Genomic DNA, 14,565 nt, shown 5'->3' on the forward strand with positions numbered 1-14,565 from the left:
TATGTTCCTTACCTTCATGATGAAGCTCTACGTCCAACTCCAACTGTTCTTTCATCGCAAAGAGGGCGCGACGGCGATTGAATACGTGATTCTTGTCGCGGTTATCGCGCTGGTTGTGCTGGCGGCCGGTAAATTGCTTGGGCCTCAGATCGCGGCCATGTTCGCTAAAGTCGGAGCCGCCTTGACCTGATTGGCAGCAGTGCCTTGAGCATGCCCATCAGTGATTGTCTTGGAAGGTATTGCTCATGAGCGCTGTTGTTGCGAGCCGCCAGCAGATCCTGTTGGTGGATGACGAAAAAGATGCCCTCGTTGAACTGGCCGAATCGCTGGGAGACGAGGGCTTTATTTGTTTTTGTGCCAACTCCGTCACAGATGCATTGCAGCAACTGACACTGCATCCTGATATCGCGCTGGTTATCACCGACTTGCGCATGCCCGAGGAAAGTGGCATCTCCCTGATCAAGCGCTTGCGTGAGCACACGTCACGCCAGCACCTGCCCGTTATTGTCATGTCCGGCCATGCCGAAATGGATGATGTCAGTGACATGCTGCGCTTGCAGGTCCTGGACCTGTTTCGCAAACCCATCTACCTGGTTCGGTTGATCGACACCCTTAACAATCTGTTCCCCCGGGCGTAGGGAACAGTTGGCCCGTGCATAGCGCCCTGCTGAGGAGATGCCCTATGTTGCTTGCCCTGCTGCTGAGGATGTATGCGTGGTCGATGCTGTTCTGGCGCCGCCGGGACGGTGCGACGGCTATCGAGTATGTGATTTTGATTGTGGTGATTGCGCTGGTGGTGCTGGCGGCTGGGAAGTTGCTGGGGCCGCAGATTGCGACGTTCTTTGGCAAGGTGGGGGATGCTCTGACCTGAGGGCATATCCGTTGCTGCGGTAACGGCGGCTATTGGTTCCGCCCTTACGGCGGGTCACTTTCGAAGAGCGCGAAAGTAACCAAAGCGCTTTTGCCCCACCACTCGGTGCCTCGCCTAGGCTCGGCATGCCCGCAGTCATGCATTGCTCCGTGGGCCCGCCGCGATCGGCCATCCATGGCCGTGTCGCAGCTACCCCGGCATCCATGCCGGGGTGCCCACTGCGCAATACCTGCCTGCGGCCAGCGTGGTTTGACGGGGCGCCTGAGATCAAGATCAAGATCAAGATCAAAAGCAGAGCTACAGCGCAGAGCTGCATTTCCCTGTGGGAGCTGGCTTGTCGGGTCGCCGCATTGCCGCATCGCCGGCAAGCCGGCTCCTACAGCTGATAGCTGAAACTCAAGGTATACCGCGGCCGCCGGTTAAAACTGTCCAATGCCATATCCGACATCGGCTTGGCCGCCTCCAACGCAATGTTGTAGTACTTGGCATCGCCAAAGCGCACGCCAACGGCGGCGGATGACATGTCACTGTCCTTGACCGGCAGGTTGTTGAACCAGGCCTTGGCGCGGTCGAGCACGACGTAAGGCTGCACGATCCTTACCCAGTCGCCAGCGCGGTTGTAGCTGTAGTTCACCTCGTAGGCCACCCCCCAGCCCTTGTCGCCCGAACCCTGGTCATCCGGGTAGCCGCGCCCGAAGTTCTGCCCACCGAACACCGCCCGTTCGCTGTCGGGCAGGGTGTCGTCGCTCCAGTACAGCGCCGCCGAGAGCACGCCTTGCCAGTTGTCGAAGAACTTGTCGCTCTGCACCCCGGATAGGCGCAGGCGGAAGAAGTCCAGGTCGGACTTTATGCCCTCGAAGTCACTGCGGGTTTTTGCGCCCAGGCCGTCGACGCCCTGGTACAGGCCGGCGCTGAGGATGCGCAGTTGGCGATTGTCGGCCTTGCGCCAATCCCCTTCAAAGGCCAGCGCGCGCAGGTCGGTTTCCACGTCAAAGCGTTGCGGGTAACCGACCAGTTGATAGCGAGTCTTGTCGTTCACCCCGTAGAAGCGAGTGCCGAGGGTCAGGGACTCGCTGGGCGAGGCGATCAGCGGGTGGCTCAGGCCGATGGAGAACCGGTCGTTTTCCCGGTGTGGCTTGAGCGAGAAGCCGCCGTCGAGGCGGATATGGGTGCTCGGGTCGCTGCGATAGCGCGCGCCATACAGGCTCAGTTGCGTGCCCTCGGCATTGATGAACTGGCTGTAGTCGAGCCGGTAGTAATGCTCTTTGTCGTCCCCCGGCGGGAACAGGCCGCTGAGGCTGACTTGTTCGCCCATTGATGTGTGGGAATTGCTGGTACCGGCGATCAAGGCTTGCAGGCCCCCGCGGCTGTCGTCGGTCATGCTCATGCTGCTGGTGAACGGTTTGCGGCTGGCCTGGATATTCATGTGCGCGGCACCATCGGTGGTGCCCGGTGGCGGTACTTGCGCTTGCAGCGTCACGCCGGGAATCCGCCCCATCAAGGTGGTGTAGCGCTCGAAAGTCTTGCGGGTCAGCGGGCGTTCGGCCTGGAGCTTTTGCGCCAACTTGTCGACGTAGGCCGACACCGAACCAATGTCGCCTTGTACCTGGTAGTCCTTGATATAACCCTCGACCAACACCACGCGCACCAGGCCCTGTTCGAAGCGCTGGTCGGGCAGGAAGGCGTAGGACAACAGGTAGCCGTCCTGCTGATAGCGCCGGGTGATGCTGCGGGTCGCTTCGATCAGTTGGGCGAGGTTGGTTTCATGGCCAATCAACGGCTCGAAAACCTGGGCGACTTCTTGCAGCGGATACACCGTGCCGCCTTCGATCTGCAGCTTGCGGATGGTGACTTTGGTGTCCATCAGCAGCGGTTGCGCTTGTGCGGCCGGGGTCTCTGGTAGCTGGGTCTGCGGCGTCACGGGCCGGTAGGCGTCGGCCGGCAGGTTGGGGACGGGGAGGTTGCGGATGGTGTCGTTGCTGTTGAGGAAGCTGGGTAGGGTCTCGGCGTGGACGTAAGCGCTGAGGGTGAGCAATAACAACGGCGTCAAAACGCGCATAGGACACTCCATGGTCAAAACTGCAGCGGCATTTCGCAGGGTCCCGCCGGGTTCTTGGGCACGGTTCGGGAGTTCCAATAAAAAAGACGAGAGACCCATTGGAATCTCTCGTCTCAACCAAGCGTAGGCGCTGTAGGGGAGGCCGTCTAATGGCCAGGTGCAATTCTTCTATTTGCCGGTCAGCCCCTTGAGCAGGCCGCCTACGCCGGTGTTTGTAGTGGCCGAACCAGACGCCGTGGCGTTGGCGTTGGCATTGATGTTCAGACCGCCCAGCAGGCCCCCGCCGCTACCACTGGTGCCGCCGGTAACCAGGCCGCCCACCGAGGACACTACGCCCCCGACTGCGGTGACGGTCTGGCCCACGGTATTGGTGACCGGGTTGGCGTTGGCCGCGCTGATGTTGCCGCCCAGGCCGCTGACTGCGCCGCCCACTTGCGTCACCAGGCCGTTGACCGGTGCACCGATACCAGTGGAGGTGCCGATGTTTTGGGTCAGGCTGCTGACACCCGAAGTCACAGGGTTGAGCGCTGCGCCCACATTGGTTGCCAGGCCTGCCACCGGTGCGGTTGCCGCCGTGTTGGCGACGCCGTTGCCACCGATCACTGTGCCGAGCGAGGCCACTGTGTTGCCCAGTGCGCCGCCTGCCACACCCCCCGCACTGACGGTGCCGTTGGTGTTGCCCGCATTCAGGCCGTTACCGACGTTGGCCACCAGGCCGCCCACCAGTTCAGGCAGACCGGATGCAGGGGCGCTGCCACTGCCGGTCCCGGCAGACGGTGCGACGTAACCACCGGCAGTGCCCGCTACTGCTCCGACACCGCCGAGCACGCTGCCCAAGGCGCCAGTTACCGGGTTGCCAGCGCCACCCGCGCCTGCCACCTGGGTGCCGAGGCCGGTGACGGTAGAGCCGACTTTGTCCAGCAGGCCATTGACCGGGTTACCCAGGCCGGTGGCTTTACCCAGGTTGCCGGTGGTGTTTTCCACCAGCGAGACCACAGGCACCAGCACTTTGCCGCCCAGGGTATTGGTGACCGACCCCAGTGGGCCGGTGGTGCTGGCGGTGCTCAAGGTATCGCCGAGCATGGTGACCGCCTGGCCAACCTTATCCACCAGGCCGCCGGCTGCCCCACCGACGCCGCCGGTAAGGCCGCCCACTACCGGGATACCGCCCAGGGTGGTCGACAGTGTTTTGCCAGTGTTCGAAACACCCGTGCCCAGGTCGGCGACGCCGTTGGCCACACCGGCCACGGTAACGCCCAGGGAGTTGCTGTTAGTGCCCAGGGAGCCCAGGCCAGTACCGACGCCGGTGCCTACGCTGCCCACGGCGGTGCCAACGCTGGACACCAGGCCGCCTGCGGCAGTGCCGACTACTGGAACGCCGCCAACAGTGGTGCCGATGCCACCGATAGCTGTACCGACATTGCCGAGGGTGCCGCCCAGGTTGGCTGCAATCTGGCCAGTGACCAGGGGGCTGGTGGTCGAGCCAGTGCCGCCACCAGTGCCACCACCGGTTCCGCCGCCAGTGCCGCCGCCAGTGCCACCACCGGTTCCGCCACCAGTGCCGCCGCCGTCGCCACCGCCAGTGCCACCGCCGGTTCCGCCACCAGTGCCGCCGCCAGTACCACCACCGTCGCCACCGCCAGTGCCACCGCCGGTTCCGCCGCCAGTACCACCACCGTCGCCGCCACCAGTGCCGCCGCCAGTACCACCACCGTCGCCGCCACCAGTGCCGCCGCCAGTACCACCACCGTCACCACCACCCGTACCACCACCGCCGGTACCGGCGCCAGCATCCGGGGAGGAGGATGCAACGCTGCTCTTATGACCGCCACCACCACTGCTGCAGCCTCCCAGGCTCATCGCCAAGATAAGGGCCAATGCAGTACTTGCCTTCCACAACACGACTTGAGTTTTCATGATGAGTTCCTTAGCACCTGGTACAGCCTTTGTTGGTTTCGCAAGTTCGCCTGTTCTTTGGCAGGCAATACATGCGTCCGTTGTGGCTATAACAGTCTTCGGTACTCTTTCTCGCAACGCTCAACTTGGTATTAACGATTTATATACAGGCGCTGGTATGCATCTTGGTGATTAATACCAAGGGTATAGGGGGCGGTTTGTTGTTTGCGTCGATGTGTTATAAATCAACTACTTGAATAAGTTAGCGGGCTATCGTTAGCCCGCTATAACTTAGGTTGTATATATACAATTAATCAGCAGATTACCCCGGTTTCAGGCAATCGGCTGCCACTTGCCGAGCATGTGTTCTATATCGCTGCGGCCCTTGAGTTGCAACTCACCGCTGGAGCCGGGGGCGCTGCTCAACAAGATGACCTCGCCAGGCAGGCGCACCGGTTTCTTGAACTCAACGTAGATCTCGATATTCGCCGTGGGCAGATGTTCATGCAGGGCCGCCACGGTGCGAGCCTTGTTCCACAGCCCATGGGCGATCGCCTGGGGGAAGCCGAACAGCTTGGCGGTGAGTGCGCTCAAGTGGATCGGGTTGTAGTCGCCGGATATCCGGGCATACCGCCGTCCGATGTCGGATGGCGCCTGCCAGCGGGTCAGTTCGCTGATCGAATTGGGCGCGGGCAGGGATTGCTCTGGGGCCTCGCCAGCGAGTTTCATCCCGCGACAGAGCATTCGGCTTTCACCTTCCCACAGCAGACCCAGGGAATCCTCGACGGTGGTGATCAGGTCAAAAGTCGCACCCTTGGCATGGGGTTGCAGGTTGCGCGTATGCACGCTGACCCGTACATCGCTGACCCCGCCCATGGGGCGAAACACGCGGATACGGTTACTCAAATGCACCAGCCCCAGCAGCGGGAAGGGGAATTCCCGTGCTGTCAGCAGTTGCAACTGCAGGCCGAACGCCAGGATGTGCGGATAAGTCGCCGGCAGCAGCGGGCTCTGGACAAACCCGCAGACCTTGCGATAGGCCGCGACCGCTTCGGGGTTGACCTGCACCCGGCAATGCAAGCCGAACGTGGGCAAGGTGGTGCCGGTGATCTTGCGCTTGAGCGCGGCGCGCCAATACAGCGGTGGCAGCGCCGGGCTGCTGGGTAATGTGTGCCACAGCATGGTTACGCTCCCAGCAGGCTTTGCCCGCATACGCGCAATGCCTGGCCACTGACGGCGCCTGACCCTGGCTGGCCCAGCCAGGCCACCGCCTCGGCAACATCCTGCGGCAAGCCACCCTGGCCCAGTGAACTCATGCGCCGCCCGGCTTCACGCAAGGCGAAAGGAATATGCGCAGTCATCTGGGTCTCGATAAAGCCTGGCGCCACTGCGTTGATGCTGATACCCCGTTGCGCCAGCAGCGGCGCCCAGGCCTGGGCCAGGCCAATCAACCCGGCCTTGCTCGCGGCGTAGTTGGTTTGCCCGCGATTGCCGGCAATGCCGCTGATGGACGCGAGCAAAACCACGCGGCCATTGTCGTGCAGGGTGCCGCTGTCAAGCAGGGCCTTGGTCAACACTTGCGGGGCGTTGAGGTTGACTGCCAGCACTGCGTCCCAGTATTCCGGGGTCATATTGGCCAGGGTCTTGTCGCGGGTGATCCCGGCGTTGTGCACCACAATGTCGATGCCGTCCGGCAAGTGTTCGATCAGTTGCGTGGCGGCGTCATCGGCGCAGATATCCAGGGCAATGCCACGCCCGCCCAAGCGTGCGGCGAGGGCGTCGAGATCGGCCTTGGCTTGCGGCACATCCAGCAACACAATTTCGGCACCGTCGCGCGCCAGGGTTTCGGCAATCGACGCGCCGATGCCACGGGCAGCCCCGGTCACCAGGGCCTTGAGCCCGGCCAGCGGGCGCGTCCAGTCGTGCACCTGGGTTGGGCAGGCGTTCAGGCGCAGCACTTGGCCGCTGATATAGGCGCTTTTGGGTGAAAGGAAAAACCGTAGCGCACCTTCCAATTGCTCCTCGGCGCCTTCTGCGACATACAGCAGTTGCAAGGTGCCGCCGTTGCGCAGCTCCTTGGCCAGGGACCGGCTGAAGCCTTCGAGGGCGCGCTGGGCGCTGGCGGCAAACGGTTCGTCGAGGCTTTCCGGGGCGCGGCCGAGAATCACCAGGTGCGCGCTGTGATCGAGATTTTTCAGCAGCGGCTGGAAGAATTCACGCAGTTGCTTGAGTTGGTCGGTGTGCTGCAAGTGGCTGGCATCGAACAGTACCGCCTTGAGCTTGGGGCCGTGCCCGGGGATCCACGGTGTGGCCTGCAACGGCTCGGGCCCGTAGCTGTAGATGGCCTCGGTGAGTTTGTTGGAAAACCCCAGCACCTGGGCCGCGAGCGGGCCGCCGCCCAGCAGCAGGGCGCCATCCACCGGGCGCAGGCGTCCGGCTTGCCAGCGCTCCAGGCGTACCGGGGACGGCAGGCCAATGGCCGAGACCAGGCGGTGGCCGAGGCTTGAGTTGGCGAAGTCGATATAACGGTCAGACATGGAACGCTCTCCGGCTGCTGGGGTTCAAAGGGTGGACCATCAATAGGTGACAGTCGTTCCTAGTCTAGGCTCAGGATTGCACCTACCACCTAACAGGGAGCTTTCCATGACTCAGTTGCGCCGTGTCGCGATCATTGGCGGTAATCGCATCCCCTTCGCCCGTTCCAATGGCCCCTACGCCACGGCGAGTAACCAGGCCATGCTGACCGCTGCCCTGGAAGGCTTGATCGAGCGCTACAACCTGCACGGCCTGCGCCTGGGCGAAGTGGCCGCAGGCGCGGTGCTCAAGCATTCGCGCGACTTCAACCTGACCCGCGAATGCGTGCTGGGCTCGCGCCTGTCGCCGCAAACCCCGGCCTATGACATTCAACAGGCCTGTGGCACCGGGCTGGAAGCGGCGTTGCTGGTGGCCAACAAAATTGCCCTGGGGCAGATCGAATGCGGGATTGCCGGCGGTGTCGACACCACCTCCGACGCGCCCATCGGGGTGAACGAGGGCCTGCGCAAGATCCTGCTGCAGGCCAACCGCAGCAAATCCATGGCGGATAAATTAAAAGTCCTGTTACAACTTCGCCCGCAACACCTCAAGCCGGAACTGCCGCGCAATGGCGAACCGCGTACGGGCCTGTCCATGGGCCAGCATTGCGAGTTGATGGCGCAGACTTGGCAGATACCCCGCGCCGAGCAGGACCAACTGGCCCTGGAAAGCCACCAGAAGATGGCCGCGTCCTACGCCGAAGGCTGGCATAACGATTTGCTCACGCCGTTCCTGGGACTGACCCGTGATAACAACCTGCGCCCAGACCTGACCCTGGAAAAACTCGCCAGCCTCAAACCGGCTTTTGAACGCAGCGCAAAGGGCACCCTGACCGCCGGCAACTCCACGCCACTGACCGATGGTGCATCCCTGGTGTTGTTGGGCAGCGAAGCCTGGGCCAAGGAGCGTGGCCTGCCGATCCTCGCCTACTTGCGCGATGGCGAAGCGGCGGCGGTGGATTTCGTCAATGGCGCCGAAGGGCTGTTGATGGCGCCGGTGTATGCCGTCCCACGCCTGTTGGCGAGAAATGGCCTGACCCTGCAGGATTTTGACTACTACGAAATCCATGAAGCCTTCGCTGCCCAAGTTTTGTGCACACTCAAGGCCTGGGAAGATGCCGATTACTGCAAGAGCCGCCTGGGCCTGGACGCACCGTTGGGCGCCATCGACCGCAGCCGGCTGAACGTCAAAGGCAGTTCCCTGGCCGCCGGGCACCCGTTTGCCGCTACCGGTGGGCGTATCGTCGCCAACCTGGCCAAGCTGCTGGACGCGGCCGGCAAGGGGCGCGGGCTGATTTCGATCTGCGCGGCGGGTGGCCAGGGCGTGACGGCGATCATTGAGCGCTGATCTCGGCTATCATCCGAACGCCTTGAGCAATAGCGGCTTTGTCGGATTAATCTGGCATATTGGATGCATTCTTTAGCAGATCAAGGCTCGTTACCCTCTCCCCGCTGTGCGAGGATTGCCGTATAACGAGTGCCATACGCGTGTTTGGTAATAAAGGACCCACAATAAAAGCTGATGAAGACTCCTAAACGCATTGAACCCCTGATCGAGGACGGTCTGGTCGACGAAGTGCTGCGCCCACTCATGAGTGGTAAAGAAGCAGCTGTTTATGTGGTGCGCTGCGGCAACGAGTTACGTTGCGCCAAGGTCTACAAGGAGGCGAATAAACGAAGTTTTCGTCAGGCGGCCGAATACCAGGAAGGCCGCAAGGTCCGCAACAGCCGGCAGGCCCGGGCGATGGCCAAGGGCTCCAAGTTCGGCAAGAAAGAAACCGAAGACGCGTGGCAGAACGCCGAAGTGGCGGCCTTGTTCCGCCTGGCCGGTGCCGGTGTGCGTGTGCCCCAGCCCTACGACTTCCTCGAAGGCGTGTTGCTGATGGAACTGGTGGCCGATGAATACGGTGATGCGGCGCCACGCCTGAACGACGTGGTCCTGGAGCCGGATCAGGCCCGTGAGTATCACGCATTCCTGATCTCGCAGATCGTGTTGATGCTGTGTACCGGCCTGGTGCACGGTGACTTGTCCGAGTTCAACGTACTGTTGACGCCGACGGGGCCAGTAATCATCGACCTGCCGCAGGCGGTGGACGCGGCGGGTAACAACCACGCATTCACCATGCTCGAGCGGGACGTGGGCAACATGGCTTCGTATTTCGGGCGCTTTGCCCCGGAATTGAAGGCTACCAAGTACGCCAAGGAAATGTGGGCGCTGTACGAAGCCGGCACCTTGCACCCGGCCAGCGTATTGACCGGCGAGTTCGACGAACCGGAAGAGTTGGCGGATGTGGGCGGCGTGATGCGCGAGATCGAAGCGGCACGCCTCGACGAAGAGCGGCGCCAGGCGATCCGCGCAGCGGACGATGCGCCACCGGGCAAACCGGCGGAGGAACCGCCGCCGCCGTGGATGCAGTGATCTGACAACAAAAAATCCGGCCCAGGCCGGATTTTTTGTACCCCCGCTCCTTACTCAGTTACAGCAACTGCCCGACGCCAACTTCTTGAGGATCGGGCAATCGGGCCGGTGATCGCCCTGGCAGTTCTCCATCAGGTCCTGCAAGGTATCGCGCAACTGCCCCAGCTCGCGGATCTTGTGGTTCAGCTCATCGATATGCTGGCGAGCCAACGCCTTGACGTCGGCACTGGCGCGCTGCCGGTCTTGCCACAATTCCAGCAGCTTGCCGACTTCCTCCAGGGAAAACCCCAGGTCCCGCGAGCGCTTGATAAAGGCCAGGGTATGCAGGTCCTCGTGGTCGTACAGGCGATAGCCGCTGTCGCTGCGATGGGCCGGCTTGAGCAGGTTGATGGATTCGTAATAGCGAATCATCTTGGCGCTCAAGCCGCTTTGCCGGGCTGCTAGGCCGATGTTCATTGGCGGTGATCCTCCAGATCCTTGGGTTTCCAGGTTTTCAACAGCAGCGCATTACTGACCACGCTCACGCTGGACAGGGCCATGGCGGCACCGGCCAATACTGGGTTGAGCAGGCCGAACACGGCCAGCGGAATGCCGATCAAGTTATACACAAAGGCCCAGAATAGATTCTGCCGGATTTTTGCGTAGGTCTTGCGGCTGATTTCCAGCGCTGCGGGCACCAGGCGCGGATCACCGCGCATCAGGGTGATACCGGCCGCGTGCATCGCCACGTCGGTGCCGCCGCCCATGGCGATGCCGATATCCGCAGCGGCCAGGGCCGGGGCGTCGTTGATGCCGTCGCCGACCATGGCCACTACCCCGGTCTTTTTCAGCTCGGCGACGGTGGCGGCCTTGTCGGCAGGCAACACTTCGGCGTGCACATCGTCGATGCCCAGCGCTTGTGCCACCACGCGGGCGCTGCCGCGGTTGTCGCCGGTCAGCAAGTGGCTGCTGATATTGCGCGCCTTGAGCTGTTGCACGGCTTGCAGGGCACCTTCCTTAAGGGTATCGCCAAAGGCAAACAGGCCCAGTACCCGCAGCTGTGGGCTTTGCTCGATCAGCCAGGACAAGGTGCGGCCCTCGGCCTCCCAGGCGCTGGCGTTGGCGGCCAGGTCCCCCGGCTTCAAGCCGGTCTCATCGAGCATGCGCCGATTGCCCAGGGCCAGTTGCCGGCCGTCCAGAGTGCCGGCAATGCCGCGCCCGGTCAGGGATTGGCTGGCGCTGACATCGGCAACCGGCAGGCCTTGATCGTTACACGCGTCCAGTACTGCCTTGGCCAATGGGTGTTCACTGCCGCGTTGCAGGGCGCCGGCCTGTTGCAGCAGCAACGCCTCATTGCCATCTACCGCATGCAGGTGGGCGATTTTCGGCGCGCCGGAGGTGAGGGTGCCGGTTTTGTCGAACACCACCGCGCTGACTTCATGGGCGCGCTCCAGGGCTTCGGCATCCTTGATCAGAATCCCGTGACGGGCCGCAACGCCGGTGCCGGCCATGATCGCAGTCGGCGTCGCCAGGCCCAGTGCGCACGGGCAGGCAATCACCAGTACCGCGACCGCGTTGATCAATGCGGTTTCCAGCGGCGCACCGTACAACCACCAACCAATCAGGGTGGCGAGGGCGATCACCAACACGGTCGGCACAAATACCTGGCTGACTTTATCCACCAGTTTCTGGATCGGCGCCTTGGCGGCCTGGGCGTCTTCGACCAGGCGAATGATGCGCGCCAGCACGCTCTCGGCGCCGAGGGCCAGGGTGCGTACCAGCAAACGGCCTTCACCGTTGATCGCACCGCCGGTGACTTTATCCCCAGGCTGTTTCGGTACCGGCAGGCTTTCACCGGTGATCAAGGCTTCGTCCGCATGGCTTTGGCCTTCGACCACTTCGCCATCCACCGGGAAACGCTCACCGGGCTTGACCAGTACCAAGTCGTTGAGGCGCAGCGCACTGATGGCGACATCTTGCTCGCGGCCATCAATCACTTGGATCGCCCGCTCCGGCCGCAAGGCCTCCAGGGCCCGGATGGCGCTGGCGGTCTGGCGTTTAGCGCGGCTTTCCAGGTATTTGCCGAGCAGCACCAGGGCGATCACCACCGCCGAGGCTTCGAAGTACAGGTGCGGTTCCACCCCAGCCGGGGCGATGAGCCATTGATAGATACTCAGGCCATACCCGGCGCTGGTGCCGATGGCGACCAGCAGGTCCATGTTGCCCGCACCGGCGCGCACGGCTTTCCAGGCGGCGACATAGAAGCGCGCACCAAAGATGAACTGCACCGGTGTGGCGAGAAGGAACTGGATCCAGGCCGGGAGCATCCAGTGCAGGCCGAAGGGCTGCACCAGCATCGGCAACACCAGTGGCAACGCCAACACAATGGCCATCACCAGTGACCAGCGTTCGCGTTTCAGGCGCTGTTCCTGGCTGGCTTGGGTGGCGGTTTCGCTCTGCGGCAAGGTGGCGGTATAGCCGGCCTTTTCCACGGCGGCGATCAGTATGGCGGCGTCCATCTGGCCCGCCACCTCGACGTGGGCTCGTTCATTGGCCAGGTTGACGCTGACGCTTTGCACGCCGGGCACCTTGTTCAGGGCGCGTTCGACCCGCCCGACGCAACTGGCGCAGGTCATGCCGCTGATCGGCAGGTCGAAGGTGGTGGATCCATTCATGGGGCAGTCCTCCAGGAGTAGTTGCCTGTAGGATCAACCTTAACCTTAGGGGAAGGTCAAGCTCCATTATCCCGCGTGGTTCAATAGCCCAGTTTTGCAGGCTTTAGGTACATGCCGTCTGCGCCTTGGGCAATGCGCAGCTTGCGCACGTCGCCAGCTTTCAACTCGATGTTTTGTGCCTTGGGCGCCAACAGTCCCGGCAGGCAGCCTGGCGCCTGGCCCGGCAACAGTTTGAGACGCAGCGAGACCCGGCCTGCGGGGAAGTTGAACGAGGTGGCCTGCTCCTGGAACAGCCGGCCGGCCAGTTGATCATTGACGTACAGGCCAATCTCGCAATTGGTGGGCACTTCCAGGCGTTCCCTGGAAATGATCAGCACCCCATAGTCCTCGGCGGCGCTGGCCTGGGGGACAGTGGCGAACAGGCTGAGCAGGCTCACAAGGCCAAAAAACGACCAGCGCATGGTGAATTCTCCGGGTTTCAAATCGTGGATGGTTGCAGCTTGGCCGACGCCGCCAGGGAATGCCAGCCCGGCAGTTGTTTTCAGCGCTTGACCTTGCCATCGTGGCAAGGATGAAACTGGGCGAAACCTCACTCAAGGAGTCATGTCATGCAAATATTCAGCGTTGAAGGAATGACCTGCGGCCATTGCGTTCGGGCCGTGACCCAAGCAGTACAATCCAGAGATCCGGCCGCTAGCGTGAATGTAGATCTGAAAGCCAAGGAAGTCGGCGTGGTAAGTCGCTTGTCGCCGGAAGAGGTGATCAGCCTGATCACCGAAGAAGGCTACAACGCCAGGCTCGCCTGATTATTTAATAGGTAGCGAGCTAACGTAATGTTCAAGGCACCCAAGCGCGGCTAGACTGTCGGGCTGCCGACTCTTCCGGGTGCCTGATGAACCTTCGCATAATCCTTATTCTGGGGGCCTTGAGCGCATTTGCGCCGCTGGCCATCGACTTTTATCTACCGGGCTTCCCGGCCATGGCCGTGGCGTTCGGTACCGACGAAAAACATATCCAGCTGACCCTGGCGGTGTACTTCACCGGCCTGGCGATCGGCCAGTTGATCTATGGGCCGCTGGCGGATCGTTTCGGCCGGCGTATCCCGCTGTTGAGCGGCGTCACCCTGTTCACCGTGGCCTCCTTGGCGTGCGCCTATGCGCCGTCCCTGGAGTGGCTGATCGGTGCGCGTTTCGTCCAGGCCCTGGGCGGGTGTGCGGGCATGGTGATTTCCCGGGCGGTGGTCAGCGACAAGTGCGACGCGGTGGGCTCGGCCAAGGTCTTTTCGCAGTTGATGCTGGTGGTCGGGCTGGCACCGATCCTGGCACCGATGCTCGGTGGGGTAATGGTCAGCTTGTGGGGCTGGCAGTCGATTTTCCTCGCGCTGACGGTATTTAGCGTCGGCGCCGGGGTGGCGGTGGCTGTCGGTTTGCCGGAGAGCTTTCCGGCTCATCAGCCTCGGCAGCCATTGTCCGGGGCGTTGCGCCAGTACGGGCGCCTGCTGGCCGACCGGGTGTACCTGGGCTATGCCGTGACCGGTGGCATCGCGATTGGCGGGATGTTTGCCTACATCGCGGGTTCGCCTTTCGTGTTTATCAAGCTCTACGGCGTGCCGGCCGAGCACTATGGCTGGCTGTTTGGCACCAATGCCGCGGGTTTTATCCTGGTGGCCCAGGTCAACGCGCGGCTGCTGGCCAAGCGCGGCCCGGCGTTTCTGCTGACCCGCACGGTGTGGGTGTACCTCGCGGCGGCGCTGGCGTTGCTGGCGGTCAGTGCTCTGCATACCCAAGCGTTGTGGCCGCTGCTGGTGCCGCTGTTCCTGTGTATCGCCAGCCTGGGTTGCATCATGCCCAATACCTCGGCGTGCGCCATGAACGGCCAGGGCGCGCGGGCCGGTAGCGCGTCGGCCCTTTTGGGTTGCATTCAGTTTGGGGTGGCGGCGGGGGCGGCATCGTTGGTCGGCGCATTGCACGACGGCACGGCCATGCCGATGTCGATCGTCATCAGCCTGTGCGGGGTGTTGGCGGTAGTGGTGGCCATGTTGACCCAGCGCCTGCAACGGCAGCGTGCCTTGCAAGCGCAGGTCTGACGGCGTT

15 protein-coding genes are annotated in these 14,565 nt (G+C 62.7%); 7 read left to right on the top strand and 8 right to left on the bottom strand.

Annotated features, from left to right (window positions below; genetic code table 11):
• Position 1 precedes the first annotated feature (1 nt).
• The 3 genes from HBO19_RS26890 to HBO19_RS26900 are packed head-to-tail and all read left to right on the top strand — an operon-like array spanning position 2 to position 871.
• Complete coding sequence (locus HBO19_RS26890; protein ID WP_038445716.1) at positions 2-190, top strand: Flp family type IVb pilin; 189 nt, start codon at positions 2-4, stop codon at positions 188-190.
• A gap of 55 nt (positions 191-245) precedes the next feature.
• On the top strand, positions 246-638 hold the full coding sequence (locus tag HBO19_RS26895; protein ID WP_170042545.1) for a response regulator: 393 nt from the start codon (positions 246-248) through the stop codon (positions 636-638).
• Between the two features lie 44 nt (positions 639-682).
• Positions 683-871 (top strand): Flp family type IVb pilin, encoded by a 189-nt coding sequence (locus tag HBO19_RS26900; protein WP_169951996.1) that lies wholly within the window; start codon positions 683-685, stop codon positions 869-871.
• Between the two features lie 376 nt (positions 872-1,247).
• On the opposite strand, the gene HBO19_RS26905 is transcribed toward HBO19_RS26900, so the two are convergent.
• From HBO19_RS26905 to HBO19_RS26925, 5 genes are all read right to left on the bottom strand, one after another.
• On the bottom strand, positions 1,248-2,930 hold the full coding sequence (locus HBO19_RS26905; protein WP_170058647.1) for a ShlB/FhaC/HecB family hemolysin secretion/activation protein: 1,683 nt from the start codon (positions 2,928-2,930) through the stop codon (positions 1,248-1,250).
• A 168-nt stretch (positions 2,931-3,098) separates the two neighbouring features.
• A complete protein-coding gene (locus HBO19_RS26910) occupies positions 3,099-4,370 on the bottom strand; it encodes a collagen-like triple helix repeat-containing protein (protein ID WP_170042571.1) in 1,272 nt (423 codons plus the stop codon).
• Positions 4,298-4,741, bottom strand: a complete 444-nt coding sequence (locus HBO19_RS28350) for a hypothetical protein (RefSeq protein WP_178121502.1) — start codon at positions 4,739-4,741, stop codon at positions 4,298-4,300. Before HBO19_RS28350 ends, HBO19_RS26910 begins: the two co-directional genes overlap by 73 nt.
• 418 nt (positions 4,742-5,159) lie before the next feature.
• Positions 5,160-6,008, bottom strand: coding sequence for a MaoC/PaaZ C-terminal domain-containing protein (locus tag HBO19_RS26920; RefSeq protein WP_170058648.1), 849 nt, complete (start codon positions 6,006-6,008; stop codon positions 5,160-5,162).
• Positions 6,009-6,010: 2 nt separating this feature from the next.
• Positions 6,011-7,363 (bottom strand): 3-oxoacyl-ACP reductase, encoded by a 1,353-nt coding sequence (locus tag HBO19_RS26925; protein WP_170058649.1) that lies wholly within the window; start codon positions 7,361-7,363, stop codon positions 6,011-6,013.
• A 106-nt stretch (positions 7,364-7,469) separates the two neighbouring features.
• Here HBO19_RS26925 and HBO19_RS26930 point away from each other — a divergent pair, with 106 nt between their 5' ends.
• Both HBO19_RS26930 and HBO19_RS26935 read left to right on the top strand, forming a co-directional pair.
• Positions 7,470-8,747, top strand: a complete 1,278-nt coding sequence (locus tag HBO19_RS26930; protein ID WP_169957131.1) for an acetyl-CoA C-acetyltransferase — start codon at positions 7,470-7,472, stop codon at positions 8,745-8,747.
• Between the two features lie 174 nt (positions 8,748-8,921).
• Positions 8,922-9,818 carry a PA4780 family RIO1-like protein kinase gene (locus HBO19_RS26935; RefSeq protein ID WP_076961462.1) on the top strand — a complete coding sequence of 299 codons (897 nt, stop codon included), beginning with the start codon at positions 8,922-8,924 and terminating at the stop codon, positions 9,816-9,818.
• 54 nt (positions 9,819-9,872) lie between these two features.
• Here HBO19_RS26935 and cueR read toward each other — a convergent pair whose 3' ends face one another.
• The 3 genes from cueR to HBO19_RS26950 all read right to left on the bottom strand — a co-directional run bounded on the left by cueR (position 9,873) and on the right by HBO19_RS26950 (position 12,933).
• Positions 9,873-10,274 carry a Cu(I)-responsive transcriptional regulator gene (cueR, locus tag HBO19_RS26940; RefSeq protein ID WP_169957133.1) on the bottom strand — a complete coding sequence of 134 codons (402 nt, stop codon included), beginning with the start codon at positions 10,272-10,274 and terminating at the stop codon, positions 9,873-9,875.
• Positions 10,271-12,472 (bottom strand): heavy metal translocating P-type ATPase, encoded by a 2,202-nt coding sequence (locus HBO19_RS26945; protein ID WP_170058650.1) that lies wholly within the window; start codon positions 12,470-12,472, stop codon positions 10,271-10,273. Before HBO19_RS26945 ends, cueR begins: the two co-directional genes overlap by 4 nt.
• An 80-nt stretch (positions 12,473-12,552) precedes the next feature.
• Positions 12,553-12,933 carry a hypothetical protein gene (locus HBO19_RS26950; protein WP_170058651.1) on the bottom strand — a complete coding sequence of 127 codons (381 nt, stop codon included), beginning with the start codon at positions 12,931-12,933 and terminating at the stop codon, positions 12,553-12,555.
• A gap of 147 nt (positions 12,934-13,080) precedes the next feature.
• Here HBO19_RS26950 and HBO19_RS26955 point away from each other — a divergent pair, with 147 nt between their 5' ends.
• Both HBO19_RS26955 and HBO19_RS26960 read left to right on the top strand, forming a co-directional pair.
• The gene (locus HBO19_RS26955; protein ID WP_169957137.1) at positions 13,081-13,278 is read left to right on the top strand and encodes a cation transporter; all 198 of its coding nucleotides are present in this window, start codon (positions 13,081-13,083) and stop codon (positions 13,276-13,278) included.
• An 86-nt stretch (positions 13,279-13,364) separates the two neighbouring features.
• Complete coding sequence (locus tag HBO19_RS26960; RefSeq protein WP_169957139.1) at positions 13,365-14,558, top strand: multidrug effflux MFS transporter; 1,194 nt, start codon at positions 13,365-13,367, stop codon at positions 14,556-14,558.
• Positions 14,559-14,565: the final 7 nt, after the last annotated feature.

It is taken from the genome of Pseudomonas sp. WS 5021, assembly GCF_012985535.1.
GTDB lineage: Bacteria > Pseudomonadota > Gammaproteobacteria > Pseudomonadales > Pseudomonadaceae > Aquipseudomonas.

Coding starts and splice junctions, on each gene's coding strand:
- HBO19_RS26890 (WP_038445716.1), top strand. CDS start 2: ATGTTCCTTACCTTCATGATGAAGCTCTACGTCCAACTCCAACTGTTC.
- HBO19_RS26895 (WP_170042545.1), top strand. CDS start 246: ATGAGCGCTGTTGTTGCGAGCCGCCAGCAGATCCTGTTGGTGGATGAC.
- HBO19_RS26900 (WP_169951996.1), top strand. CDS start 683: ATGTTGCTTGCCCTGCTGCTGAGGATGTATGCGTGGTCGATGCTGTTC.
- HBO19_RS26905 (WP_170058647.1), bottom strand. CDS start 2,930: ATGCGCGTTTTGACGCCGTTGTTATTGCTCACCCTCAGCGCTTACGTC.
- HBO19_RS26920 (WP_170058648.1), bottom strand. CDS start 6,008: ATGCTGTGGCACACATTACCCAGCAGCCCGGCGCTGCCACCGCTGTAT.
- HBO19_RS26925 (WP_170058649.1), bottom strand. CDS start 7,363: ATGTCTGACCGTTATATCGACTTCGCCAACTCAAGCCTCGGCCACCGC.
- HBO19_RS26930 (WP_169957131.1), top strand. CDS start 7,470: ATGACTCAGTTGCGCCGTGTCGCGATCATTGGCGGTAATCGCATCCCC.
- HBO19_RS26935 (WP_076961462.1), top strand. CDS start 8,922: ATGAAGACTCCTAAACGCATTGAACCCCTGATCGAGGACGGTCTGGTC.
- cueR (WP_169957133.1), bottom strand. CDS start 10,274: ATGAACATCGGCCTAGCAGCCCGGCAAAGCGGCTTGAGCGCCAAGATG.
- HBO19_RS26945 (WP_170058650.1), bottom strand. CDS start 12,472: ATGAATGGATCCACCACCTTCGACCTGCCGATCAGCGGCATGACCTGC.
- HBO19_RS26950 (WP_170058651.1), bottom strand. CDS start 12,933: ATGCGCTGGTCGTTTTTTGGCCTTGTGAGCCTGCTCAGCCTGTTCGCC.
- HBO19_RS26955 (WP_169957137.1), top strand. CDS start 13,081: ATGCAAATATTCAGCGTTGAAGGAATGACCTGCGGCCATTGCGTTCGG.
- HBO19_RS26960 (WP_169957139.1), top strand. CDS start 13,365: ATGAACCTTCGCATAATCCTTATTCTGGGGGCCTTGAGCGCATTTGCG.